The sequence below is a fragment of the Pseudomonas sp. MS01C9 genome, assembly GCF_058202755.1.
The window spans coordinates 5,382,614-5,407,166 of the sequence record NZ_CM177073.1 but is presented as its reverse complement, the minus strand read 5'-3'; the positions used below and the strand labels follow the sequence as shown (position 1 = coordinate 5,407,166).

23 protein-coding genes are annotated in these 24,553 nt (G+C 62.5%); 13 read left to right on the top strand and 10 right to left on the bottom strand.

Features of this window, described 5'->3' with window-relative positions:
- Positions 1-15 precede the first annotated feature (15 nt).
- Entirely contained in the window at positions 16-2,070 is a 2,055-nt protein-coding gene (locus AC1M7R_RS24445; RefSeq protein WP_490610001.1) for a 2Fe-2S iron-sulfur cluster-binding protein, read from the bottom strand.
- A gap of 194 nt (positions 2,071-2,264) precedes the next feature.
- Positions 2,265-3,503 carry an OprD family porin gene (locus tag AC1M7R_RS24440; protein ID WP_092180967.1) on the bottom strand — a complete coding sequence of 413 codons (1,239 nt, stop codon included), beginning with the start codon at positions 3,501-3,503 and terminating at the stop codon, positions 2,265-2,267.
- A 253-nt stretch (positions 3,504-3,756) separates the two neighbouring features.
- Here AC1M7R_RS24440 and AC1M7R_RS24435 point away from each other — a divergent pair, with 253 nt between their 5' ends.
- The 4 genes from AC1M7R_RS24435 to AC1M7R_RS24420 all read left to right on the top strand — a co-directional run bounded on the left by AC1M7R_RS24435 (position 3,757) and on the right by AC1M7R_RS24420 (position 7,268).
- On the top strand, positions 3,757-4,701 hold the full coding sequence (locus tag AC1M7R_RS24435) for a LysR family transcriptional regulator (protein WP_072391998.1): 945 nt from the start codon (positions 3,757-3,759) through the stop codon (positions 4,699-4,701).
- A gap of 180 nt (positions 4,702-4,881) precedes the next feature.
- Positions 4,882-5,685: a putative hydro-lyase gene (locus AC1M7R_RS24430; protein ID WP_072458769.1), complete on the top strand. Its 804-nt coding sequence runs from the start codon at positions 4,882-4,884 to the stop codon at positions 5,683-5,685.
- Positions 5,686-5,721: 36 nt separating this feature from the next.
- Positions 5,722-6,285, top strand: a complete 564-nt coding sequence (locus AC1M7R_RS24425) for a nuclear transport factor 2 family protein (protein WP_490610000.1) — start codon at positions 5,722-5,724, stop codon at positions 6,283-6,285.
- 62 nt (positions 6,286-6,347) lie between these two features.
- Entirely contained in the window at positions 6,348-7,268 is a 921-nt protein-coding gene (locus AC1M7R_RS24420; protein ID WP_490609999.1) for a LysR family transcriptional regulator, read from the top strand.
- Positions 7,269-7,352: 84 nt separating this feature from the next.
- Here the strand turns inward: AC1M7R_RS24420 and AC1M7R_RS24415 are convergent, their stop codons facing one another.
- On the bottom strand, positions 7,353-8,561 hold the full coding sequence (locus AC1M7R_RS24415) for an NHL repeat-containing protein (RefSeq protein ID WP_490609998.1): 1,209 nt from the start codon (positions 8,559-8,561) through the stop codon (positions 7,353-7,355).
- A 436-nt stretch (positions 8,562-8,997) separates the two neighbouring features.
- On the opposite strand from AC1M7R_RS24415, the gene AC1M7R_RS24410 reads away from it, so the two are divergent.
- The 5 genes from AC1M7R_RS24410 to AC1M7R_RS24390 all read left to right on the top strand — a co-directional run bounded on the left by AC1M7R_RS24410 (position 8,998) and on the right by AC1M7R_RS24390 (position 14,082).
- Positions 8,998-10,377 carry a UDP-glucose dehydrogenase family protein gene (locus AC1M7R_RS24410; protein WP_072430990.1) on the top strand — a complete coding sequence of 460 codons (1,380 nt, stop codon included), beginning with the start codon at positions 8,998-9,000 and terminating at the stop codon, positions 10,375-10,377.
- A gap of 172 nt (positions 10,378-10,549) precedes the next feature.
- Positions 10,550-11,257, top strand: a complete 708-nt coding sequence (locus AC1M7R_RS24405) for an HPP family protein (RefSeq protein WP_072430991.1) — start codon at positions 10,550-10,552, stop codon at positions 11,255-11,257.
- 134 nt (positions 11,258-11,391) lie between these two features.
- On the top strand, positions 11,392-12,498 hold the full coding sequence (locus AC1M7R_RS24400; protein ID WP_490609997.1) for an enoyl-CoA hydratase/isomerase family protein: 1,107 nt from the start codon (positions 11,392-11,394) through the stop codon (positions 12,496-12,498).
- Positions 12,499-12,502: 4 nt separating this feature from the next.
- A complete protein-coding gene (locus tag AC1M7R_RS24395) occupies positions 12,503-13,654 on the top strand; it encodes an acyl-CoA dehydrogenase family protein (RefSeq protein WP_072391645.1) in 1,152 nt (383 codons plus the stop codon).
- A 227-nt stretch (positions 13,655-13,881) separates the two neighbouring features.
- Positions 13,882-14,082 (top strand): hypothetical protein, encoded by a 201-nt coding sequence (locus AC1M7R_RS24390; RefSeq protein ID WP_072430993.1) that lies wholly within the window; start codon positions 13,882-13,884, stop codon positions 14,080-14,082.
- 144 nt (positions 14,083-14,226) lie between these two features.
- Here the strand turns inward: AC1M7R_RS24390 and AC1M7R_RS24385 are convergent, their stop codons facing one another.
- The 5 genes from AC1M7R_RS24385 to AC1M7R_RS24365 all read right to left on the bottom strand — a co-directional run bounded on the left by AC1M7R_RS24385 (position 14,227) and on the right by AC1M7R_RS24365 (position 19,963).
- The gene (locus AC1M7R_RS24385; protein ID WP_072391639.1) at positions 14,227-15,000 is read right to left on the bottom strand and encodes an enoyl-CoA hydratase; all 774 of its coding nucleotides are present in this window, start codon (positions 14,998-15,000) and stop codon (positions 14,227-14,229) included.
- Positions 15,001-15,013: 13 nt separating this feature from the next.
- Positions 15,014-16,141, bottom strand: coding sequence for an acyl-CoA dehydrogenase (locus tag AC1M7R_RS24380; RefSeq protein WP_072391636.1), 1,128 nt, complete (start codon positions 16,139-16,141; stop codon positions 15,014-15,016).
- A 9-nt stretch (positions 16,142-16,150) separates the two neighbouring features.
- Positions 16,151-17,338 carry an acetyl-CoA C-acyltransferase gene (locus AC1M7R_RS24375; protein ID WP_092180979.1) on the bottom strand — a complete coding sequence of 396 codons (1,188 nt, stop codon included), beginning with the start codon at positions 17,336-17,338 and terminating at the stop codon, positions 16,151-16,153.
- A 10-nt stretch (positions 17,339-17,348) separates the two neighbouring features.
- Entirely contained in the window at positions 17,349-18,110 is a 762-nt protein-coding gene (locus AC1M7R_RS24370) for an SDR family NAD(P)-dependent oxidoreductase (protein ID WP_072391630.1), read from the bottom strand.
- Positions 18,111-18,310: 200 nt separating this feature from the next.
- A complete protein-coding gene (locus AC1M7R_RS24365; protein WP_490609996.1) occupies positions 18,311-19,963 on the bottom strand; it encodes an AMP-binding protein in 1,653 nt (550 codons plus the stop codon).
- A 79-nt stretch (positions 19,964-20,042) separates the two neighbouring features.
- Between AC1M7R_RS24365 and AC1M7R_RS24360 the strand changes: the two genes are divergently transcribed.
- Positions 20,043-20,177, top strand: coding sequence for a hypothetical protein (locus tag AC1M7R_RS24360; RefSeq protein WP_256573044.1), 135 nt, complete (start codon positions 20,043-20,045; stop codon positions 20,175-20,177).
- On the opposite strand, the gene AC1M7R_RS24355 is transcribed toward AC1M7R_RS24360, so the two are convergent.
- Complete coding sequence (locus AC1M7R_RS24355) at positions 20,171-21,187, bottom strand: AraC family transcriptional regulator (protein ID WP_103894477.1); 1,017 nt, start codon at positions 21,185-21,187, stop codon at positions 20,171-20,173. The genes AC1M7R_RS24360 and AC1M7R_RS24355 overlap by 7 nt on opposite strands.
- Before the next feature lie 11 nt (positions 21,188-21,198).
- Positions 21,199-22,542, bottom strand: a complete 1,344-nt coding sequence (gene pssA / locus AC1M7R_RS24350; RefSeq protein WP_072458776.1) for a CDP-diacylglycerol--serine O-phosphatidyltransferase — start codon at positions 22,540-22,542, stop codon at positions 21,199-21,201.
- A 123-nt stretch (positions 22,543-22,665) separates the two neighbouring features.
- On the opposite strand from pssA, the gene AC1M7R_RS24345 reads away from it, so the two are divergent.
- The 3 genes from AC1M7R_RS24345 (at position 22,666) to AC1M7R_RS24335 (ending at position 24,530) form a co-directional block, all read left to right on the top strand.
- Entirely contained in the window at positions 22,666-23,238 is a 573-nt protein-coding gene (locus AC1M7R_RS24345) for a TetR/AcrR family transcriptional regulator (protein WP_072391619.1), read from the top strand.
- Between the two features lie 54 nt (positions 23,239-23,292).
- Positions 23,293-23,772 (top strand): nuclear transport factor 2 family protein, encoded by a 480-nt coding sequence (locus AC1M7R_RS24340; protein ID WP_072391615.1) that lies wholly within the window; start codon positions 23,293-23,295, stop codon positions 23,770-23,772.
- Between the two features lie 356 nt (positions 23,773-24,128).
- Positions 24,129-24,530, top strand: coding sequence for a hypothetical protein (locus AC1M7R_RS24335; RefSeq protein WP_072391612.1), 402 nt, complete (start codon positions 24,129-24,131; stop codon positions 24,528-24,530).
- The last annotated feature ends 23 nt before the right edge of the window (positions 24,531-24,553 follow it).

The window sequence follows — 24,553 nt, the reverse complement described above, 5'->3', positions numbered from 1 at the left end:
AGAGGGACAGTCCCTTCACACCTCCAGCACCAGCGTCTCGCTGCCCTGGGCCGGTACCGCACAGCAGATCAGTACTTCATCGTCTGCCAGCGGCATGGCCGGTGTGTTCAGGTAATGCACCTGGCCACGGGTCATGCGGGTCTTACAGGTGCCGCAGGAACCGCCCCGGCAACTGAATTCCGGGCTCAGGCCCCGTGCCTCCGCCAGTTCCAGGAGCGTTCCGCTTCCGGGTTCCCAGCGGCCTTCCTTGGCCGACGTGGCGAACAACACCTTGACCGGCTCACTCGCCACCGGCACTTGCTGCGCCGCCGGAGTACTGATCTCGACGTCCCGCACCAGGGTGGAAGGACCGAAGGTTTCGGCGTGAATCCGGTCGTCCGGGATACGCAACCCCCGCAAGCCGTCATACAGGGCCTGGGTAAAGCTGCCGGGACCGCACAGGTAGTAGTCGTAGTCGTCGAGGGGCAGCAGTTGCTTGAGCAGTTCGATATCGATCCGGCCCTGTGCGTCGTAGCCCTTGCCGGCCTCGCCCCCACTGGGCGGTTGGCTGACCACGCGCAATACCCGCACCTTGCCGCCGGCCCGGGCCGCCAGTGCGTCGATTTCCTCACGAAAGGCCAGGTCGGCCACCGAACGGGCGCTTTGTACCACCCAGACCGGGCGCATCCGATTGATGCGCAGCCCCTGGTAGACCACCTCTCGCAGCATCGACAGCAGCGGCGTCACACCGACGCCCGCCGCCAACAGCACCAGGGGCCGCCGTTCGCCTGGCTGGACGGTGAAGTGCCCCTGCGGTGCCCGGGCTTCAAGGGCATCGCCGACCTGGATCCGGTCATGCAGATGGGAGGACACCGACCCGTCGCGCTTGACGCTGATGCGCAGGAAATCATCCGAAGGCGCGCTGGAAACGCTATAGGTCCGGATCACCGGGGCATCCTGCCCGTCCAGCCCGACCCGCACGGGCAGGTGCTGGCCGGCCTCGAAACGGGGCAAGCCGACACCGTCGGTGGCTTGCAGGTAGAACGAGCGGATGTTGTGGCTCTCGTCCACCACCCGGGCGACCTGCAATGCGCGCCAGCGGGTACGCAAGGCCTCGGCCTGCAGACGCTCATTGGCCTGTTCCCAGCTGCCGGTCATCAGCGAGTTGGGCGAGTCACCGTCGGCCTGGTCTTTCCAGCGCAGCGCGATGGCCGCCCGGCGCAGGACAACGCGCTGCGGCGTGAAGCGCCACAGCCGCTCGGCGCCCTGGAACGCGGCGATCTCGGGCGCATCCAGCAGGACCTCGGCGGTCCCGCTCATTTGCAAGAGGTCTCCGGTGGAGAAATCGATGAACACCAGCCCCGCGCGCGGATTGACCAGGATATTGCCCAGTGTGTTGAAAAACAGGTTGCCGGAGAAATCCGGAATGGTCAGGGTCCCGGCTTCATCCATGTGCACGAAACCGGGTTTGCCGCCGCGGTGGGAAACATCGACCTGGCGTTCGCCGTCGCGCTCGACATAGGTGGCGACATGGAAAGAATCGGCTGACGTGACCAGGGTGCGCACCGCCGGATCCGCCACTGTCAGTTCGAGGGCCGCCGAGGGCCGCTCATCGACAAAGGAATACTGGCGCAGGTTGATGTAACGCGGGCAATTGCCATAGGCCTGGCGGACCGTGATGTCCACGCCGCGGTCGCGACGACGGGCGATGGTGCCGTTCATGCGGTTGCGTCGGCGAGTGTGCAACTCGATGCCCAGCAGGCCGATGGCGTCGCCCTCGTTCAGCCCGGCCTGGGCCGGATCTTCCGGTTGCGGGGTGAGGTCGATGTGCAGTGTCTGCGGATCGGGTGAGTGCATGAAGCCCGGTTGCCCCGTGCGCAGGGTGGCCCACGCATCGCCTTGGGGATCCACCGCACCGAGCACGACGAACGGCAGTTGGGCATAGAACTCCCGATGCTGGTCCGGCATCCACGTCCGGGACATCTGCCGCTGGCCGACCCCGACCATCATTTCCACTGCGCCGACGGAGCGTTGCAGGGTCAGTTCACCTTCGTGCCAGGGGGAGACGGTTGATTTCGAGGCGTTGTCCATGGGTCTGTCCTCGCGGCCGCAGGGATGCCCGCTGCGGTGTGGGTGGGTTCGCGCCTCATGCAGAGGTGCCCGTTGTCGTGGGCTCATCTTCTGCCGTTCGCCGGCACGGCGGAATACGCACGAACCGCAATCCACCCTTTCATGAAATGCAATAGCGCCGCTCGAGGAGCCGCGCCATCGCAGGCAGCCATGACCTACCAGAGCGTCATCGTATAGCTGACGATCAAGCGGTTCTCGTCCAGGTCGTTGCCGAAGTTCGAGCGTACCGAGGCGTTGCGCCATTTCAAGCCCAACCCCTTGAGCGTGCCGTCCTGCACCACATAGGCGATGTCCGTGTTGCGCTCCCACTCGCGCCCCTCGCCCGGTGCGGCGCGTTGTACGTTGTCGCCACTGATGTAGCGCGTCATGAACGTCAGTCCAGGCACGCCAAGGCCGGCGAAGTTGTAGTCGTAGCGAGCCTGCCAGGAGCGCTCGTCGACGTTGGCGAAGTCACCGATCTGGACGAAGTTGACCAGGTAAGGGTCGCTGCGGCTGATGTACGGAAACGGATCGTCACCGCTCATGCGCTGGTAGCCCAGGCCCAGCGCATGCGCACCGAGGCTGTAGGTGAACAGCGCCCCGAATGCCTGGTTGTCGAGGTCGCGGAAACTGCCGTCTTCGGTGCTGCGCGAATAGCGCACGTCGCTCTTGAGCGCCTGGCCTGCCCCCAGGTCCAGGGTATGGACGAAGCCGAGGTAGTTCTGGCGATAGATGTCCTCCAGCTTCCCATAGCGATACTGCGCCGTGAGGTTCGGCAGGAACTGATAGTCCGCCCCGGCGAACTGGAACCGGTCGCTGGTGCCGCCGATACGGTTGGCGGTCAAGTCCTGGTAATCGGTGGAATCGACGAAGTTGATCCGGGTGAGCTGTCCACCGGTCAGTTTCAGCCGGTCGATTTCCTGCACGTTCACTTGACCGCCCTTGAACGTCCCCGGTAGCAGGCGGGTGTCGTTGGAGTTGACCACCGGATCCTTGATTTGCAGCGTACCCAGCTTGAGGGTGCTGTTGGACAGGCGCACCTTGGCGCTCAGGCCCAGTTCGCCATAGCGGTCCTGGGAACCGCCCGACGAGTCGGCAGGCAGCAGATTGGTACCGGCCGTGCCACCACCTGAGTCCAGCTTGAAACCGGCCATGCCCAGGGCGTCCAGGCCGAACCCCAGGGTGCCGGCGGTATAGCCTGACTCGATGCGCAGCAAAAAGCCTTGCGCCCACTCCTCGGCCTTGTCCCGTGCACCTTCCTGGCGGAAATCGCGGTTGAAGTAGAAATTGCGGGCTTCCAGGGTGCCCTTGCTGTCGGCGAGAAACTCGGCATGGGCGGTCGGCACGCCCATCAGGTTCAGGCCCAGCACGGTGCCGATGGGAAGGTGAAGTGGAATGAATCTGCAATAGCGCATGCGTGCTCCCTTTATCGGCGCGAGCGAACCCGCTCGGGGTGCGTTTGCGCGCGCCTCGTTATTGTTGTGTGAAGACGTGGTTTTGGGACTCGGCGCAGTGGGCTGCGTCGTGGGGCGGATTCTTCGCGGGGTGGTTTGCAGGCGTCAAACGGGAAAAAAGCCGGATCGGACATAAGAAAATTTGATGCCTGCCTGGCGCCGATCTGGAGTAACAATTGCAATGAACAAGAACGTCTGCGCCAAGAGAGCCGTCATGAACCTCAAGTTCCTCGAAACCTTCGTCTGGGTTGCCCGCCTGCAGAGCTTCAGCCTGACCGCCGAAAAGATGTTCAGCACCCAGGCAGCGATCTCCAGCCGGATCGCTTCCCTGGAGGATGAACTGGGCCTGCGCCTGTTCGTGCGCGACTCGCGCGGTGTCTCGCTGACCCCGGAAGGTTTCAAGGTGCTCACCTACGCCGAACAGATGCTGGAGGTCCAGCGTGCGTTGAAACAGTCGCTGGACGACACCAGTCCCCAGCAGGGCCTGGTGCGCATCGGCGTGATGGACACGGTGATTCACACCTGGCTCAGCCCGTTGATGTCGATGCTGATGCAGGCTTTCCCGGCGGTGGAAATCGAAATCACCGCGGACGCGGCGCGCAATCTCTGCGAACAATTGCACAAAGGCTACCTGGACATCGCTTTCCAGACCGATACGGTACGCCACGAAAGCGTGCGCAACCTCGACCTGGCGCATTACCCCATGCACTGGATCGCTGCCAGCCAGTCGATCTACGCCCGCCCCTACGGATCGCTGGCGGAAATGGCCGGCGAGCGCATCATCACCTTCGTCAAGCATTCCCGACCGCACCAGGACGTGCTCAACCTGCTGTATGCCCATGGGGTGAATGCACCGCGGGTCAGTTGCGTCAATTCGGTGTCGGCGATGACCCGGCTGATCCGCGATGGCTTCGGCATCGGTGCCTTGCCGGCGGCGCTGGTGGCCAAGCCCCTGGCAAGCGGCGAGTTGATCCAGCTGGAGCCCGGTACATCCCTGCCCCAACTGGACGTGGTGGCCTCCTGGCGCGTGGGGGTGGGGCTGGAGCTGATCGAGAGCATCGTGCAGATGAGCCGTCAGGTGGTGGGACAATATGCCCTCGATGTCGGGCCGCAACGGATGGTGGCGGCACCCGGCCTGGCCAGCGCGACGCTGGAATAACTTTTCCTTGTCGGGGGGTAACAGGATTCCTTGTTGGACGTCGACACCCCGGGGCTCTTAGGGTCTGTACGCAATGTCTTGAGACGAAGGTCAGGCAGTTTTCAACGCAGCCTGAACGAGTTCAAGGCTTTTCCTACAGACCCGACTTGAACGCCCCGACGTGCCCATGGAGCCCCTTCGATGACCCATCCCGCCCCATCCTTCGAGCAACTGCAGCGCTACGAGCCCCTCGCCCTGCGCCAAAGCATCGCCGCCGGTGCCTACCAGGGCCATACCAGCGGCCTGGGCCAGGGACGGGTGCAAGCCAACATCGTGATCCTGCCCCTGGACTGGGCCAATGAGTTCCTGCGCTACTGCACCCTCAACCGCCAGGCTTGTCCGGTACTGGACGTGACCGCGCCCGGGGATCCGTTTTTCCGCAACCTGGGCACCGCCATCGATATCCGCCACGACGTCCCTCGCTACCGGGTCTACCGGCACGGCGAGCTGAGCGAAGAGCCGCTGGACATCGGGCACCTGTGGCAGGACGACATGGTCGCCTTCGCCATCGGCTGTTCGTTTTCCTTCGAGCAGCCGCTGCTGGAAGCCGGCATCCGACTCAGGCACATTGAACTGGGGCGAAATGTGGCGATGTTCCGTACCGACATCGACACCCGCCCCACTTCGCGGCTGTCCGGCAAGCTGGTGGTGAGCATGCGCCCCATGAAGGCCGCCGCGGCGATCCAGGCGATCCAGATCACCAGCCGCATGCCCGATGTCCATGGCGCCCCGGTGCACATCGGCGATCCATCGCTGATCGGTATCCATGCCCTGGATACCCCGGACTTCGGTGACGCCGTGCCAGTGGCGGCGGATGAGATCCCGGTGTTCTGGGCCTGTGGCGTGACCCCGCAAGCGGTCATCCAGGCTTCTCGCCCGCCACTGTGCATCACCCACGCGCCGGGTTGCATGCTGGTGACGGACCTGTGGAACAGCGCGTTGTAACCTTGAAAGCGGCCCCTACCTATGACAGGACACCCGATGACCACCGCACGGCAATCGATCCAGCGCTACATAGAGGCCAAAGACGGCAACCGCCCGCACCTGCTGGCCCAGGCCTTCACGCCCGATGCCACGCTGGACATGGACATGCGCACCGACACCCTCTCGTTTCCGGCCCACACCGAGGGCCGCGACGGCATCGGCGACGTGCTGGTCCGCCGCTTTGGCCAGACCTTCGAAAACGTGTACACCTTCTGCCTGGAATCCGCGCCACCGGCAAATGTCGCCACCTTCCAATGCAAATGGCTGGTGGCGATGTCGGACAAACACAGCGGCGAAGTCCGTGTCGGCTGCGGTGAATATGACTGGCGGTTCGAAGCCGAGTCGGGCCTGGTACAGCGCCTGGCGATCACCATCGAACGCATGAAGACCCTGCCGGCCAGCGAACTGGCGGCGGTCATGGCCTGGGTCTCGACGCTGGACTATCCCTGGTGCAGCCCGGCCGCCGCCGTCCGCCATGCTCCGGACTCAGGCGAGTTGGATGAAGTGATCCGCTACGTGACGGCCAGGCGCATTCAACCGCGCGCCGACGCGTTCGGATAACCTACGCTGGCAACAAGCCCCATGACATCGCCCTGCGTCATCGCACCAAGGAATCGATCCACGTGAACATCAAGTTTCTGGAAACTTTCGTCTGGGTCGCCCGCCTGAATAGCTTTCGTCTCACCGCGGAAAAGCTATTCACCACCCAGGCGTCCATCTCCAGCCGGATTGCCGCGCTGGAGGATGAAATGGGCGTGCGTCTGTTCGTTCGCGATTCCAAGGGCGTGTCGCTGACATCCGAAGGGCAGCGGGTGCTGGAATATGCCGAGCGCATCATGGACACCATGCAAAGCATGAAGGCGGTGATCAAGGATCCACGCCAGGTGCGCGGCCGGATCCGCATCGGCGCCATGGACACCGTGATCCACACCTGGCTCAGCCCGCTGGTGACCCGGCTGATGCAATGCTACCCGGCCCTGGAGATCGAATTGTCGGCCGATACCGCAAGCAACCTGTGCTCCCAGTTGGAAAAAGGCTACCAGGACATCATTTTCCAGACCGATATCCTGCGCCTGGACAGCGTACGCAACGCCCTGCTGACCCGCTACCCGATGCATTGGGTGGTCCGCACCGGCTCGGTCTACGATCGGCAATACGCATCGCTGGAGGAGCTGTCCCAGGAACGCATCGTGACTTTCTCGCGCAACTCCCGGCCTCACCAGGACATCCTCAACCTGCTGCACTCGGCGAACATCGTCTCGCCACGCATCAATTGCGTGAACTCCGCCTCCGCCATCACCCGCCTGGTTCGCGATGGCTTTGGCATCGGCGCCATGCCCGCGGCCCTGGTACAGGGCGAACTGGCCCAGGGTTCGCTGACGCTGCTGAACGGCGTTCCGCTGCCCTCGGTGATGGACATCGTCGCCAGCTGGCGCACCGGCGCCGGCATGGAACGGGTGGAAGATATCGTCAGCCTGACGCGGGATGTGGTGGCTGACTTCGTTGCGCAATTGCCTGAGGGGTACAGGTTGACTGCAGAGTAAGCGTGCAGGCTCGCTTCCACATGGCAGTGACAGGGAAGCTCGCGCGCCTCACTTCTTGGCCGAAACGTGTCCCTAGGTCCTTTTTCAACCGAAATAACGCGCTATCCCAACACCGGTTCCGCGGTCCGGGTCTAATTCAACCCTACCCAACTGCACGATTTTTCCATCTATTTGCAAAGCTATGGCATCCGATATATCCCTTCCACCAGTCATGTTGTTCATGACTTTGCCCTGCACACCGAAGGTCATATCCAAAACGCCGTTGGAAAGAAATCGCATCAAATGGAATGCCCCGCGTGTGTAACTCCCCACCAGAATCTTATTGTCGGGTTGAATAGCCACCCCTTCGCCCCGAGAGTAAAACGGAGGCCCGGTCAGTATGGGCGCTCCATTATTGAAAGTACTGTCCAGACTTCCGTCGATATTGAGCCGGGTCACCAAGGTAAAATAACCCTTCTCTTCAATGATTACGGTTCCCACTGCCACTATCTTTCCGCCCTGCTGCTGTATGACACTAAAAACGTATGCATATTGAGTATTCTTCAGATCGATCCTGATTGTGCCGTCCTCACCAAAATCAGAATCTATGGTTCCATTACTCAGATAACGTATGAAATATATAACGCCAGTATCTGAACCCGATGAATCATTTGATCCAGCTACCAGCAATCGCCCATCCGCAAACACGATCATTGAGGGGGTTTGCAACGGTTTTGCACGGGCAATACCGCCACTGCCAAAGCTAGAATCGAAGTCTCCTCTGGTGTCGAGGCGAACAAGCAGTTTTTCGTAACTTGATACCGATAACAGGATTTTTCCGTCGGGTTGAATCGCCAGTCCATCAGATACATCGCCTCCCGGGGACAAATCCAGAAAGACACTTCCTCGTGAACCAAATGAAGCGTCCAATTCACCATTCGGTAGCACTTTACAAACAAAGATCGTTTGGGGCCCGATATCTCCGAAGCTGCACGATATGAATGCACTGTCATCCGACGCAAGTTCCAACAAACAGTTGAATATGCGGTAACCGGAGACAATGCCGATGACTTTCACACCACCCTCACCGAAAGAACTGTCCAGGCTGCCATCACTTAGAAATCGCACCAAAACAAGGTCACCTTGATTGAGATAGTACCCCGCACTGAATATCTTTCCGTCCGTGCGTAAGCGCGATGTACTCAGCAAGCGAAGTGTGGGAACCGTGACGGGAGGAAAATAGAACGCGTTACCCTCCTCACCAAAGCTGGGATCAAGGCTGCCCGGCGCTTGAGTGGCTTTTTGCGTAGTCATGTCTGCCTTCTCCCAGAAGAACAATGAGCTGACAGTATGAGGCCATGATTTTATCTCTACTGTCAGAGTTGACAGTAGAGATAAAAGGTTTATGGCGTTGAGTTGTCTGAAAGCTCAGACACTGGGACGTGGGATATTCACATTGAGTTTGCCTGATGCACCATTATCGCGGGCAAACCCCGGCTGAGCGATTTGCTGCAACCGATGCAATCCATCAGCCAACGGCAGAAGCGAAAGTTGTTCGAGCGGAATTCAGGCCTCCCTTTCCACGAGCTCATTTATCGGCGTCATCCCCAGCTACTTTTCTCCCATCACCGCCCTGCCAGTCCAGGCTGTCAGTGAACTGCAATATCGGCGACTTATCCTGAGATGCGCGTACGGCGGCGAAACGCTGTTCGTACAGGCCGCCCACTTGGAACTGCTCAGGGAGTCCGCCATGAAAATCAGTGTGTTCGGAAGTGGGTACGTGGGATTGGTGCAAGCTGCCGTCATGGCTGAAGTGGGCCATGATGTGGTGTGCATGGACATCGACGAGCGCAAGGTCGAGCAGCTTCGCCAGGGCCAGGTCAGTATTTTCGAGCCTGGACTGGCAGCGCTGGTACGTGAGGGGCTGGAGGCCGGACGGCTGCATTTCACCAGCGACGCAGCACTTGCCGTGCAACATGGTCAGGTGCTGTTCATCGCAGTGGGTACGCCCTCCAGAGAGGACGGAGCCGCAGACCTGAGCCAGGTACTGGCCGTCGGCGAGGCGGTAGCACGTCATCGTAAACAACCGATCCTGCTGGTGGAAAAATCCACGGTCCCCGTGGGTACCGGCGATCTGCTGAAGGCGCATATCGACAAGAACCTGGTCAAGGAAGGCCGCTTGCTGCAATTCGATATCGTATCCAACCCCGAATTCCTCAAGGAGGGATCGGCAGTGGCCGATTGCCGCCGGCCGGACCGCATCGTCATCGGCTGTGAGCGCGACGAGGTGAGGGAAACCATGCGCGACCTGTATGCTCCCTTCAACCGCAACCACGACCGGATCCTGTTCATGGACCTGCGCAGCGCCGAGCTGACCAAGTACGCTGCCAACGGCATGCTGGCGACGAAGATCAGCTTCATCAACCAGATGGCCGAGCTGGCTGAACACCTGGGCGCCGATATCGAGTCCGTGCGCCTGGGCATCGGCGCCGATTCGCGCATTGGCTACCACTTCATCTACCCCGGCTGCGGTTACGGCGGCTCATGCTTTCCCAAGGACATGCGTGCCCTGATCCATACCGCCGAGCAGGCGCACTGCTCCAGCGACCTTTTGCAAGCGGTGGAAACCATCAACCAACGGCAGAAGCAAAAGCTGTTCGAGCGCATCAAGGCGTTTTACCAGGGCGACCTGCGAGGCAAGACCTTCGCCTTGTGGGGCCTGGCTTTCAAACCCAATACGGATGACATGCGCGATGCACCGAGCCGTACCCTGCTCGAATCGCTCTGGGCCGCAGGGGCCAGTGTCCGGGCGTTCGATCCCGAAGCCATGCAGCAGACCCAGCGGCTTTACCCCAACGAATCGAAGCTGATGCTGATGGGCACGCCGGAATCAGTGCTGCCGGGTGCCGATGCGTTGATCATCTGCACCGAATGGCAACCGTTCAAGGCGCCGGATTTTGACCTGATCCAGCAAAAACTCAAGGCGGCGGTGATCTTTGACGGGCGCAACCTGTATGACCCCGACCGCATGGCAGACAAGGGCTTCACTTACTTTCCCATGGGCCGTGGACAGTCACACAACCTGCCTATCGCCCGACAAGCCTGGTTCCAGTCGTTCAAAAGCGCTTGAAGAGTTACCTCAAAATATATGCATTGAAACTGCATTAATATGAATTTGTAACTCAGGGGGCCCGGGGGCAGACTGTGCATGTTCCTCACCCCCAACTGTTGGAACACTTAAAGGGCTTTCTGGGATTTTCCCGTAAGCCCATTTTTTTGTTCGTTTTTTGGATTTTTGCTGAATGCTTGCCCGCTGGTTCCCCGCTGCGATCAATACCCGTCCCACCGAATGGAGCCGCGCCGCCATCGGCATGGCGTTGGGAACGATGTTCAGTGTCTGGCTTTGCAGCCAGGTGTACGGCCTCGAAGTGGCGCAGCACCTGATCGGGCCGCTTGGCGCCTCGGCCGTGCTGCTGTTCGCGGTGTCCTCGGGCGCCCTTGCCCAGCCCTGGTCGATTTTTGGCGGATACCTGTGTGCCTCGGTCGTGGCGCTGCTGGTGGCTCATGTACTGGGACGCACGCTGGGCAGCGCCTGCCTGGCGGCCGGCACTGCGCTGGTATTGATGTGCTGGCTGCGGTGCGTGCATCCTCCGGCGGGTGCGCTGGCCGCGACCATGGTACTGGCCGACCCGTCCATCGTTGCCCTGGACTGGCAGGGCGTGGCCGCCGCCATGCTGGCCGGCTCCGGCCTGCTGGCCAGCGCGCTGGCCTACAACAACCTGACGCAGGTGCGCTACCCCAAGCGCGCCAGTGAGCCGGTGGCGGTCATCCCAGCCGATCATCCCCCGGTCGATCGACATGCCATCACCGCCGAAGACTTGAAGCTGGCGTTGGCGGAAATGGAAGCATTCTTCGACGTAACCCCCGAAGATCTCGAACAATTGATCCACGCCAGCGAGCGAAATGCCCGGCGCCGCAGCATCACGGAGGTGCTGTCGGGTCGCGGCTGACCCTGTGGCTGCTATAAATATGCAGAAAGGACCTGCACGTATGCCGGTTGTGCGATGCAAATTTGCACTGTTACGATCCCGACCGGGTACGCGCGACATCATTTATAAAGAACAATAAAAGCAGGGAGTTAGCGATGACAGCTCAGGTTTCATCCAAAGCCACAGGGACTGTAGAAGTGATGGCCTGTGACGTATTGGTCGATGTGCGCAACCACATCGGCCACTTGACCCTGAACCGGCCCGCTGGCCTCAATGCCCTGACCCTGGACATGGTGCGCAGCCTGCAGCGACAGCTCGACGCCTGGGCCCTCGATCCGCAGATCCGCGCGGTCGTCTTGCGCGGTGCCGGCGACAAGGCATTCTGCGCCGGCGGCGACATCCGTTCGCTGTACGACAGCTACAAGCAGGGCGATTCCCTGCATGAAGACTTCTTCGTCGAGGAGTACGCCCTCGACCTGACGATCCACCATTACCGCAAGCCCATCGTGGCCCTGATGGACGGGTTCGTCCTGGGCGGCGGCATGGGCCTGGTGCAAGGCGCAGACCTGCGGGTGGTCACCGAACGAAGCCGACTGGGCATGCCGGAAACCGGCATCGGTTATTTCCCGGACGTGGGCGGCAGTTACTTCCTGCCGCGCATTCCCGGCGAGCTGGGTATCTATCTGGGGGTCAGCGGCGTGCAGATCCGGGCGGCCGACGCCCTGTACTGCCGGCTGGCCGACTGGTACCTGGAAAGCCGCAAGCTCGCCCAGCTCGACGAGCGCCTCGACCGCCTGGAGTGGAGCGACATGCCGCTCAAGGACCTGCAAAGCCTGCTGGCGAAACTCGCCGTGCAGCAGCTGCCAGCACCTCCCCTCGATGCCCTGCGCCCGGCCATCGATCATTTCTTCGCCCTGCCCGACTTACCGAGCATGGTCGAGCAACTGCGCCAGGTGACGGTCGCCAACAGCCATGAATGGGCCCTGGAAACCGCCACCCTGCTGGAAACCCGTTCCCCCCTGGCCATGGGCGTGACGCTGCAGATGCTGCGCCGGGGCCGGCACCTGAGCCTGGAAAACTGCTTTGCCCTGGAGCTGCACCTGGACCGGCAATGGTTCGAGCGTGGCGACCTGATCGAAGGTGTACGCGCGCTGCTGATCGATAAAGACAAAAAACCGCGCTGGAACCCGCCCACCCTGGAGGCGCTGGACGCCGGCCACGTGGCGAGTTTCTTCGACGGCTTCGACGACCTCGGGAATTGAGTCCATGCACGACCTCGAACTGACAGAAGAACAAGTGATGATCCGCGACATGGCCCGGGACTTTGCCCGTGGCGAAATCGCGCCCCATGCCCAGGCCTGGGAAAAGGCCGGCTGGATCGACGACAGCGTCGTGGCAAAGATGGGCGAACTGGGACTGCTGGGCATGGTGGTGCCCGAAGAATGGGGCGGCACCTACGTCGACTACGTGGCCTATGCGTTGGCGGTGGAAGAGATTTCTGCAGGTGACGGCGCCGTCGGGGCACTGATGAGCATCCATAACTCGGTGGGCTGCGGGCCAGTACTCAACTACGGCAGCGACGAACAGAAACAGACCTGGCTGGCCGAGCTCGCGAGCGGCCAGGCCATCGGTTGCTTCTGCCTGACCGAGCCCCAGGCCGGCTCCGAGGCCCACAACCTGCGCACCCGCGCCGAATTGCGAGACGGCCAGTGGGTCATCAACGGCGCCAAGCAGTTCGTCAGCAATGGCAAGCGGGCGAAGCTGGCGATCGTCTTCGCCGTGACGGATCCTGAACTGGGCAAGAAAGGGATCTCGGCGTTTCTGGTGCCGACCGATACGCCAGGCTTCATCGTGGATCGCACCGAGCACAAGATGGGCATTCGCGCTTCGGATACCTGCGCGGTCACCCTCAACGACTGCACCGTTGCCGAGGCCAGTCTGCTGGGCGCCCGGGGCAAGGGCCTGGCCATCGCCCTGTCCAACCTGGAAGGCGGTCGCATCGGCATCGCGGCCCAGGCCCTGGGCATCGCCCGGGCGGCGTTTGAAGCGGCCCTGGCCTACGCCCGGGACCGGACGCAGTTCGACAAGCCCATCATCGAGCACCAGAGCATCGCCAACCTGCTGGCCGACATGCACACCCGCCTGAACGCCGCCCGCCTGCTCATCCTCCATGCCGCCCGCCTGCGCAGCGCCGGCAAGCCCTGCCTGTCGGAAGCCTCTCAGGCCAAGCTGTTCGCCTCGGAAATGGCCGAGAAAGTCTGCTCCTCGGCGATCCAGATCCATGGCGGGTATGGGTATCTTGAAGATTATCCGGTGGAGCGCTACTACCGCGACGCGCGGATCACCCAGATCTATGAGGGGTCGAGCGAGATCCAGCGGATGGTCATCGCCCGGGAACTCAAGCACTACCTGGTTTAACAGCAGGAGAAGCATTGCGAGCAAGCTTGCGATGCAGGGGTGCAGTTGATGAAGACGTCGACTGCGCCGCCGCTCATCTGGAAAATTCGCTACCTGTAAGCTCCTACAGTAGCCACCTCCCGCCATCCAGGTCCTAATGATTTCGTCGCTGCATCAGTCCGTCCCTGCTCGGCTTCGGTCGCCGGCTGGACGGGCCTGTCCAGCCTTGGCCGAACAGGAGCCGAATCATGACAGACCAAGCAGGAGATGTACTTGTCGAGAACCACCGAGGCGTGGATATCTGGCGAAGACAATACGACCCTTATGGCGGTCCAGCAAATTACTTTTATGTTTACAGAGGCCGCCAGAGCCCGATGTATAGCGACCCGGGCACGCTGAAAAAGGACCTGGATATTGAAATTGACAAGGACCTAACCGCAAAAAAATAGAAACCGCTTGCCCGGCTGAACGGCCCCCGCCCATCGCGAGCAAGCTCGCTCCTACAGGGCCTGGCGGTGTACACACATGTTCCGTACACCCTGGGTCCCCTACAGGAGCGTGCTTGCTCGCGATGGCGTCAGTCAGGGTTACGGTTATTTGTCCTGGAACTGGGGCGCGCGCTTGTCCACGAACGCCGCCATGCCTTCTTTCTGATCCTGCGTGGCGAACGCCGCGTGGAACACCCGGCGCTCGAAACGCACGCCTTCGGACAGGCTCACTTCAAAGGCGCGGTTGACGCTTTCCTTGACCATCATGCTGACAGGCACCGACTTGGACGCGATCAGGGCGGCGGTCTTCAGGGCGTCATCCAGCAGTTCGTCGGCCGGTACGATCCGCGCCACGATGCCGCAACGCTCGGCCTCCACCGCGTCGATGAAACGCCCAGTCAGGCACATCTCCATGGCCTTGGCCTTGCCCACCGCGCGAGTCAGGCGCTGGGTGCCGCCCATGCCTGGCAATACGCCCAGGTTGATTTCCGGCTGGCCGAACTTGGCATTGTCGCCCGCCAGGATGAAATCGCACATCAACGCCAGCTCACAGCCGCCCCCCAGGGCGAAACCGTTCACCGCCGCGATGATCGGCTTGCGCCGGTTGGCCACGCGGTCGCTGTCGCTGAACAGGTCGTCGAGGTAGATCTGCGGATAGGTCAGCTCGGCCATTTCCTTGATATCGGCACCGGCGGCGAACGCCTTCTTCGAACCGGTCAGTACGATGCAGCCGATCCTGGGGTCCGCTTCCAGGCTGTCCAGGGCGTGGTTCAGTTCGCTGACGATCTGCGCGTTCAAGGCGTTCAAGGCCTGGGGACGGTTGAGGGTGATCAGGCCGACGCGGTCCTGGATCTCCAAGAGAATCGTTTCGTAGTTCATGCAGCACTCCTGTTCAAAGATTTCGCGAAATGACCATGCGCTGAATGTCGCTGGTGCCTTCGTAGATCTGGCAGACCCGTACGTCGCGGTAGATGCGTTCCAGCGGGAAGTCGTTGAGGTAACCGTATCCACCCAGGGTTTGCAATGCCATGGAGCAGACTTTCTCGGCCATTTCCGAGGCGAACAGCTTGGCCATGGACGCTTCCACCAGCGCTGGCTGGTCGTTGTCCCGCAAGGTTGCGGCGTAATGGACCATTTGCCGGGCCACGGCGATCTGGGTCGCCATGTCCGCCAGGCGGAACGCCACGGCCTGATGCTCGATGATCGGCTTGCCGAAACTCTGCCGTTCGCGGGCATAGTCCCGGGCCGCTTCGAACGCGGCCCGGGCCATGCCCACCGCCTGGGCGGCAATACCGACGCGTCCGCCTTCCAGGTTCGCCAGGGCGATGCGATAGCCTTCACCCTCCTCCCCCAAGCGGTTGGCCAGCGGCACCTTCATGTCCTCGAAAAGGATCTGGCATGTGTCGGATGCGTGCTGGCCGAGCTTGTCCTCGACCCGCGCCACGCTGTAGCCCGGCGAGTCGGTGGGCACGATAAAGGCACTGATGCCGCGCTTGCCGGCGCTCGGATCGGTCACCGCGAATACGATCACCACCCCGGCATTCTGCCCCGAGGTGATGAACTGCTTGCTGCCGTTGAGCACGTAATGGTCGCCCTCGAGGCGCGCCCGGGTCTTCAGGCTGCTGGCGTCGGAACCGGCCTGAGGCTCGGTCAGGGCGAAGGCGCCGAGCATCGCGCCGCTGGCCAGGGGAGCCAGGAACCGGGTCTTTTGCTCATCGGTGCCGAACTTGAGGATCGGCACGCAGCCCACCGAGTTATGCACGCTCATGATGGTCGAGCAGGCCCCATCGCCCGCGGCGATTTCTTCCAGGGCCATGGCATAGGCCAGGTAACCGGTGTCGCAACCGCCCCACTGTTCCGGCACCAGCATGCCGAAGAAACCCAGTTCGGCCATCTCGGCGATGGCCTCCCTGGGAAAACGGTGCTCGCGGTCCCAGTCGGCGGCAAATGGTTTCAGGCGTTCCTGGGCGAACTGCCGGGCCATGTCGCGGATTTGCGTCTGTTCTTCAGTGGCAAGCATGGTCATTCCTTAATACAGGCATTCGACAGCCATGGCCGTGGCTTCGCCGCCACCGATGCAGATGGCCGCGACGCCGCGCTTGAGGCCTTTCTGGCGCAGGGCCGAAAGCAGGGTCACCAGGATCCGCGCGCCGGACGCACCGATCGGATGCCCCAATGCGCACGCACCGCCGTGGACGTTGACTTTGTCGTGGGGGATTTCCAGCTTGCCCATGGTCACCAGCCCTACCACCGCAAAGGCTTCGTTGACCTCGAACAGGTCGACTTCATCCAGCGACCAGCCGGTTTTCTTCATCAGCTTCTTCACCGCACCGACCGGTGCCGTGGGAAACAGGCTCGGGGTGTCGGCGAATGCCGCATGGCCATGGATCACCGCCAACGGCTTCAAGCCGCGCTGTACAGCCTGGCTCTGGCGCATCAGCACCAGGGCGGCGGCACCGTCGGAAATGGAACTGGCATTGGCCGCCGTCACGGTACCGCCCTCGCGGAAAGCCGGTTTGAGGGAGGCGATCTTGTCGATCCGCGCCTTGGGCGGCTGCTCGTCATGGCGCACGGTCACCTGCTCCTTGCCGACCATCACCTGCAACGGCACGATCTCGGCATCGAAACTGCCGTCCTTGATTGCTTGCTGGGCACGGGTGGTGGACGCAATGGCGAAGGCATCCTGGGCCTCACGACTGAAGCCGTTGGCTTCGGCACAGTCTTCGGCGAAGGTTCCCATCAGGCGCCCCTTGTCGTAGGCATCCTCCAGGCCATCGAGGAACATATGGTCGAGCACCTTGCCGTGGCCCATGCGCAAGCCGCTGCGAGCGCGATCGAGCAGGTACGGCGCGTTGGACATGCTCTCCATGCCGCCGGCCACGACCACATCGGCGCTGCCGGCCACGAGCATGTCATGGGCCAGGATCGCCGCCTCCATGCCCGAACCACACATCTTGTTGAGGGTGGTGCAGCGGGTCGACTTGTCGAGCCCCGCCCCCAATGCCGCCTGGCGTGCCGGTGCCTGGCCCTGGCCGGCGGCGAGCACGCAACCGAACAGCACTTCCTCGACCGCGTCCGGCGCGATACCGGCACGCTCAACGGCGGCCTTGATGGCGGCAGCCCCCAACTGTGGCGCGGTCAGGCTTTTCAGTTCGCCCTGGAAGCCGCCCATGGGGGTGCGGACAGCGCTGACGATGACAATCGGATCGTTGGACATGGAAAACCTCCTATTTGGCTGCCATGCGCAAGGCACCGTCGAGACGGATCACCTCGCCATTGAGCATGCTGTTTTCAATGATATGCCGGACCAGCGCGGCGTACTCGGTCGGTTTGCCCAGCCGCTGCGGGAATGGCACGCCGGCGGCCAGGGACTGGCGCACTTCGGGGGTCATGCCAGCCATCATCGGTGTTTCGAAAATACCGGGGGCGATGGTCATCACCCGGATGCCGAAGCGCGCCAGCTCCCGGGCTGCCGGCAGGGTCAGGCTGGCGATGGCGCCTTTGGAGGCAGCGTAGGCCGCCTGGCCGATCTGGCCGTCGAAGGCAGCCACCGAAGCGGTGTTGATGATCACGCCACGCTCGCCGTCGGCATTGGCCTGCGTTTCGGCAATGACAGCCGCGGCCAGGCGCAGCAGGTTGAAGCTGCCGATCAGGTTGACGTTGATCACCTGGCTGAAACTGGCCAGGGCATGCGGACCGTTCTTGCCGAGGATTTTCTCTGCGCGCACGATGCCTGCGCAGTTCACCAGCCCGTTCAGGCCGCCAAAGGCATCCACCGTGGCCTTGACCGCCGCTTCGGCCGCGGCCTCGTCGCTGATGTCCGCCACCACGCTGTGGCAACCGAGTGCCTGGGCCTGAGCGGCCACGGCGTCGGCATTGAGGTCCACCAGCATCACCTTGGCACCGGCCTTGACCAGCATTTCGCCGGTGGCCGCGCCGAGGCCGGACGCACCGCCGCTGACGAGGAAAATCTTGTTGTCGATCTGCATCATGGTTTCCTTTGGTTCAAGCTGTAACGTTCTGCGCCGCGGCCCAGGGGGTGTTCTCAGTTGCTTTCCCCATCGCGTTGTCGCCTTAAGCGGGCCAGGCAAGGCGCAGGCCGCCGGGAAGGGTTGTTCCCTTCCCAAGGCCTGCCACGAAGCCTGGCCCGCTTTAAGACACAACCCGAAGGGCTGGCGCGGTGGGGGAACTAACTGAGAACACCCCCTAGAGCCTTGGCAATCTCTTGGTTGCGCAAGATAAAGCGCTGCAACTTGCCGCTCGGGGTCTTCGGCAAATCACTGACAAATTCGATTTCACGAGGATAGGCGTGCGCCGCCAGGCGCTTGCGCACGTACTGGCGCAACTCTTCGGCCAGTTCCGGCGCGGCACGGTACTGGGCGCCCAGCACCACGAAAGCCTTCACCAGTTCGGTCCGCTCCGGGTCGGGCTTGCCGATCACGGCCGCCTCCACCACTGCCGGGTGCTCGATCAACGCGCTTTCCACGTCGAACGGGCCGACGCGGTAGCCGGACGTGGTGATGACGTCGTCGCTGCGTCCGACGAAACTGATGCTGCCGTCGGCGTTGAACTCCACCGTGTCGCCGCTCAGGTAGTAGTCGCCGACGAAGGACTTGGTGGGACCGCCCTCGTAACCGGCGAACCAGCACATCGGCGACTGGCTGCGGTCGATGGCAAGGATGCCTGGCTGCCCCACCCCCAGTTCCCGCTGGTTTTCATCCAGCACCACAATCCGGTGGCCCGGCGAGGCGAAGCCGGCCGCCCCCAGGTGCACCGGATGCTCCAGCCCGTGGTGGTTGCACAGCACCATGCCCAGCTCGGTCTGGCCGTAGTGGTCACGGATCACCACATCGAGGTGATCGGCGAACCAGCGGATCACTTCCGGGTTCAGCGGCTCGCCGGCACTGCTGACGACCCGCAGACGGCCCTTGATCGAACGTGCGAACTGCTCGCCTCCGGCAATCAACAGGCGATAGGCCGTGGGCGAGCCCGTCAGGTTGGTGATGCCGTACTTGTTGATCACCCGGCAGGTGCTTTCCAGGGTGAACGGGCCGTCGTAGAAGGTGATCGGATGCCCCATGGCCAGCGGCCCGGTCACACCGAAATAGATGCCATAGGCCCAGCCCGGATCGGCGACATTCCAGAAAGCGTCCTCGGGGCGCAGGTCCACGGCGTCACGGGTGTAGCTCTGGAAGGCCACGATGGCCTTGAGCGGCACGGACAAGGCCTTGGCCGGCCCGGTGGTGCCGGAGGTGAACATCATCAGGAACGGGTCTTCGCCGGTGAGCATCACCGGTTCGCACTGGCTGGAATGGTTGTCCACTTCGGCCCAGAAACTGTAGTCGCCACGCACGATGCCCCGGCCTTTCTCGCCGCCCACCGTCACCACCGTGGGGCAGCCATCGACGTCAGCGAGCTTGGGACGGTTGACCGCGTCGGTGACCACCATGCGTGCCCCCGAGCTCCCGAGGCGGTGCTCGATGGCCTTGGGGCCGAACGCGGTGAATAGCGGTTGATAGACGGCACCGATACGCCAGGTGGCAAGCACCACGATCAGCAATTCGGCGGTGCGCGGCAGCAGCCCGGCCACCTTGTCGCCCTTGCCCACGCCCTGGGCCAGCAGGAAATTGGCGAAACGCGCGGCGTTGTCCTGCAGGTCTCGGTAGGTCCAGGTCGCGTCGCTGCCGTCGCGTCCCTCCCAGAACAAGGCGATGCGTCCCGGCAAGGCATGCCGGTCGCAACATTCGACGCAAGCGTTCATCGCTTCGAGCGAGCCGTGCAACGCGGCATTGACGGTGTTCAGGTAATCGAACTGCGACGTGGCGGACGAGTAATCGCGCATGACCAGAATCCCTCTGTACTTTTTATTGGTGGGGGAACCGTAAACAGGCAAATACTCGCGCCGAAGGGAGGGGGCGGCAATGGTCAAAGCCATCAAGTTGCATGACTGGTTTGGCCATGGTCCGGATCGCCAGCACGGGCGCACCGCAAGAACGCCCTGGGGTAAGCGGATTCAATGCGTCCAGGCCGATAGTCGCGGGATCGACGATCAGTGAGGTTCGTTGAGGATCAGGCTTCGATAATGCCCGGGGTTGGACCCGGACCACTTGCGAAACGCCTTGTAGAACGAACTGGCATCGGCAAACCCCAGGCGCGCGGCGATCTCCACGAAACTGATGGAAGGCTCGGCCAGCCAGGCAATCGCCAGTTCCTTGCGCACGCTGTCCTTGAGGCCCTGGTAGGTCTGCCCTTCCTCCGCCAGGCGTCGACGCAGGGTCGAGGCGGAAACGCAGAGCTGCTGGGCCAGGGCCTCGGTTTCCGGCCACTGTTCGGCGGGCAGCTGGCGCAGGTCGTGCCTGATACGGCTGGCGAGGCTTTGCGGGTCGCGGTATTTGACCAGGATATTGGCCGGGGCGCGGGCGAGAAAGCGCTTGAGCTCATCGGCATTGCGCCGGATGGGCTGGTCCAGGCATTCGGCGGCAAAGATCATCCGGGTCCGTGGCCGGTCAAAGCGCAGGTTCTGGGAAAACATCACGCGGTAGTCGTCGCAGAAATCCGGCGCCGGGCAACGCAGTTCGATGGAAAGAATCGGGATGCGCCGCCCGGCCAGCCAGCAGGTCACGCCATGGACGATCATCCAGTACGTGAAATAGGTGAAGGCCCGGCGTGGCTCCCGGTCGTCCTCCAGCAGGACGATTTCCGCCAGGCTCTGCTGGCGGGTCCACTGCGCCGGCAAGTGTTCGAGCATCAGCGACAGGAACCCCAGCCCTGCCGTCAACCCGGCGGCCAGGGTGGGCTGGGCCATGGCGCACTGGCAGAGAAAGGCCAGGCTGCCGGACTTGAGCCGGCGCGGGTCCATGCCGAAGAACTCGTCGTCCAGTCGCCTGGCCAGCAACCGCCAGAGCCGCGCATAGGCATCGGCCGGGACCCGGGCCTGGGGATCATCCAGCGACATGGGCTCGATGCCGACCTTGTTCAGCACTTCATCCGTGGCCGCTCCGGGGGCGCAGCTTTGCAGCAGCGCTTCGCGCACCAACTGGATGGAGATGGTGTCTTTTTCGGACATGGCGCCAGTGTTCACAGGATCCGGTAGAGCAGCCGTTCTATCCGCACACGGCTGACCCGCTTGAGGAACTTGGCCACCGCCGCCGGGTAATCCGGCAAAGCTTCCAGGTCCAGGTAGCGCTCGATCCGATGAGTGTGCCGGTAGATCTGTTCGAGTTCGGCCTGGCGTGGTGCCAGCAGCTCGCCCTTGGGATCGTCCAGTAGCAAGGCGTTTTCCAGGTCCAGGCGAAAGGCCCGGGGGTTGAGGTTGTTGCCGGTCAGCAAGGTATAGCGCTCGTCGACCCACATGCCCTTGAGGTGATAGCTGTTGTCGCCATCGCGCCACAGGTGCAGGTTCAACAGGCCGCTGTCGATGTAGCGCTGGTGCCGCCTGGCGAAGCGCCGCAGGCTGATCTCATACAGGTAGGGCAACGCGGCGATGATCTTGAACGGCTCGCTCGGCGGGATGAAGAAGTCGTTGGCGGTCTTGTCGCCGACGATGATGTCGATCCTGACGCCACGGGCCAGGGCTCGGTTGATCTCGCGGGTCAGCCCCAGGGGCAGGTTGAAGTACGGGGTACAGATCGTCAGTTGGCGACGACTGCTGGCGATCAGCTCGACGATGACCCGGCTCAACGGATTGTTCTTGCCCACCCCCAGCAACGGACTGACCGACAGGCCGTGCCTGTCGAGGCTGCCGGCGCTGGTGTCGTAGGCCGCGTGCTTGAGCCGGCTGCGCAGGTCGCCGATGTCATTGCGCAGGCTGCGGGTGCTGGGCAGGTTCGGCAGGTCCAGGCGGTGCACGGCCTTGGACGCGATCAGGCCGTGCTGCACCAGATGGTGCATCGAGTCGGCCAGGGCGGCGTTGTGCAGCAGGTGATAGCGGTCGTAGCGATACTTGTCGAACTTGTGCAGGTACACATTGTTCAGGCTCGCGCCGCTGTAGAGCACGCAATCGTCGATCACGAACCCCTTGAGGTGCAGCACCCCGAACAGCTCGCGGGTCTGCACCGGCACGCCGTAGATCGGCACTTCACTGGCATGGGTGCGCGTCTGCTCCTGGTACCACGCCGAGTTGCCCGGCTGTTTCTTGGCGCCGATCAGCCCGCGCTGGGCCCGCAGCCAGTCCACCACCACGACCACTTCCAGTTCGGGACGCGCGGCCTTGGCGGCATGCAGCGCATCGAGGATTTCCTGGCCGGCCTCGTCCTGTTGCAGGTACAGGGCGACGATGTAGATGCGCCGGGTAGCCTGGGCGATCTTCTCCAGCAGGCAGCGGCGGAATTCGGCCGGGCCATCGAGGATGGCCACGGCATCGGCAGTCAGTGCAAAGCTGCGCAGCTTGGGCAGCAAGGGGCGTTTGAAAAGCGACGGCATAGGGCTCGCAATAAGATCGATTCCAAAGAACGGACGAGCTTACACCATGGACGAGGCCGGGTCTTCCCGTCGTCATGAAAAAAACATTTGACCAAGGAGAACGATCGTTCTACTGTCTACCCCATGAATGAAATCATTAGCAATGACACACGAGACATCATCCTCGATGTCGCCGAAAAGTTGATCTATAAAAGTGGCATCGCGGCCACCGGCATGGATCTGCTGGTGAAAACCGCCGGCGTCTCCAGGAAAAGCGTTTATCGCTACTTCGCCAACAAGGACGACCTGATCGTGGCCGCCCTCAAGCGACGGGACGAACGCTGGATGCACTGGTTCAGCACCGAGGTCGACAAGGCCCCGACCCCGGCCGCACGCCTGTCCAACCTGTTCACCGTGCTCAAGGGCTGGTTCCAGAGCGAGGGCTTTCGCGGCTGTGCGTTCATCAATACCAGCGGCGAAACCGGCGACCCGCAAGACCCGGTCCGCCTGGTGGCGAAGCTGCATAAACAGAAACTGCTCGACTACGTCACCCGACTTTGCACCGAACAAGGCGTCGAGCACCCGGACGCCCTGGCCCGGCAGCTGCTGATCCTGATTGATGGCGCCATTACGGTCGCGCTGGTCATGGGCGATCACAGTGCCGCCGATGATGCCCAGGACATGCTGCACACGTTGTTGTTGGAAAAGAAGCAATAAACCTGCCCCGTTGAACTTTGTGAACTTGATTCATCACCCCACTGGAGATTTGCCATGTCATCTTGCGCTGAAGTTCGTCCACCGTTGCCGCCCTTTACCCGTGAATCGGCCATCGAGAAAGTCCGCCTGGCCGAGGATGGCTGGAATTCCCGTGACCCGCAGCGGGTATCCCTTGCCTATACCCTGGATACCCAATGGCGCAACCGCGCCGAGTTCGCCCATAACCGGGAAGAAGCCAAGGCATTCCTGACGCGCAAATGGGCCAAGGAACTGGATTACCGCCTGATCAAGGAACTCTGGGCCTTTACCGACAACCGCATCGCCGTGCGCTACGCCTACGAATGGCACGACGATTCGGGCAACTGGTTCCGCTCCTATGGCAATGAGAACTGGGAATTCGATGAACAGGGCCTGATGAGCAACCGGTATGCCTGCATCAACGACATGCCGATCAAGGAAAGCGAGCGCAAGTTCCACTGGCCGCTGGGACGCCGCCCGGACGATCATCCGGGCCTGTCCGAGCTGGGGCTGTAGTCCTTAAACGCTGCTGCGAGGGACCGTTGCTCGCGGGCAACGGTCCCTGGCGGCCGGCTAGGAAGCCAGCAACGTAGCGGCTGGCGGCACACGCCTCGACGCCGCCCCCACCATCAGTTCGTTGCCGTGGATATACTCGATGGGGAGCGCAATGCAGCCGCCCATGCCGAGATACTGGGGGCGCTGCCGCGCAAGGATTCGCTCGAATCGAGGCAGAAACAGACGAGCGGATCGTGCCCGGCGACAGACAAGCGGCCTGATGACGGGGTTGACCCCGATACCATCAGGCATCACATTGCCAGGGCCGCCGGCAGATCCGGCGGCAGTTGCGTTGTGTCGCAGAGTTTGTGGAGCCCATGACCGCGTCGATTCCGATCCGTCCCCCCTGCCCGCCCGGCGTTTGCGATTGCGGCCGCGATGCGTTGCTGGAAACGCCCGGCGCAGACTTGCGCATCCTTTGCCTGAACCGCCAGGAAGAAAAGCGCCTGCTCGAACGCCTGGAAAGCATCCAGGACCTGGCCGAACTGGAACGGTTGCAGCAGCGCCTGTATGAGAATCTCGGGGTACGCCTGACCATAGAGCCGGGCTACAACGAAGTCAGGACCATGCGCGGCATCGTCATCGAATTCCAGCCGCAACCGGGGCTGTGCCGCAAGATTCGCCAGTCGATCCCCGCTGCCATTCGCCGCGCGCTGGAGAAACGTCCGCAAATCGCCTGGCGACTGCTGGACGCCCACGACCTGTTCCGCGACACCTGATTGACGGGGTGCCTGGCGGGCCT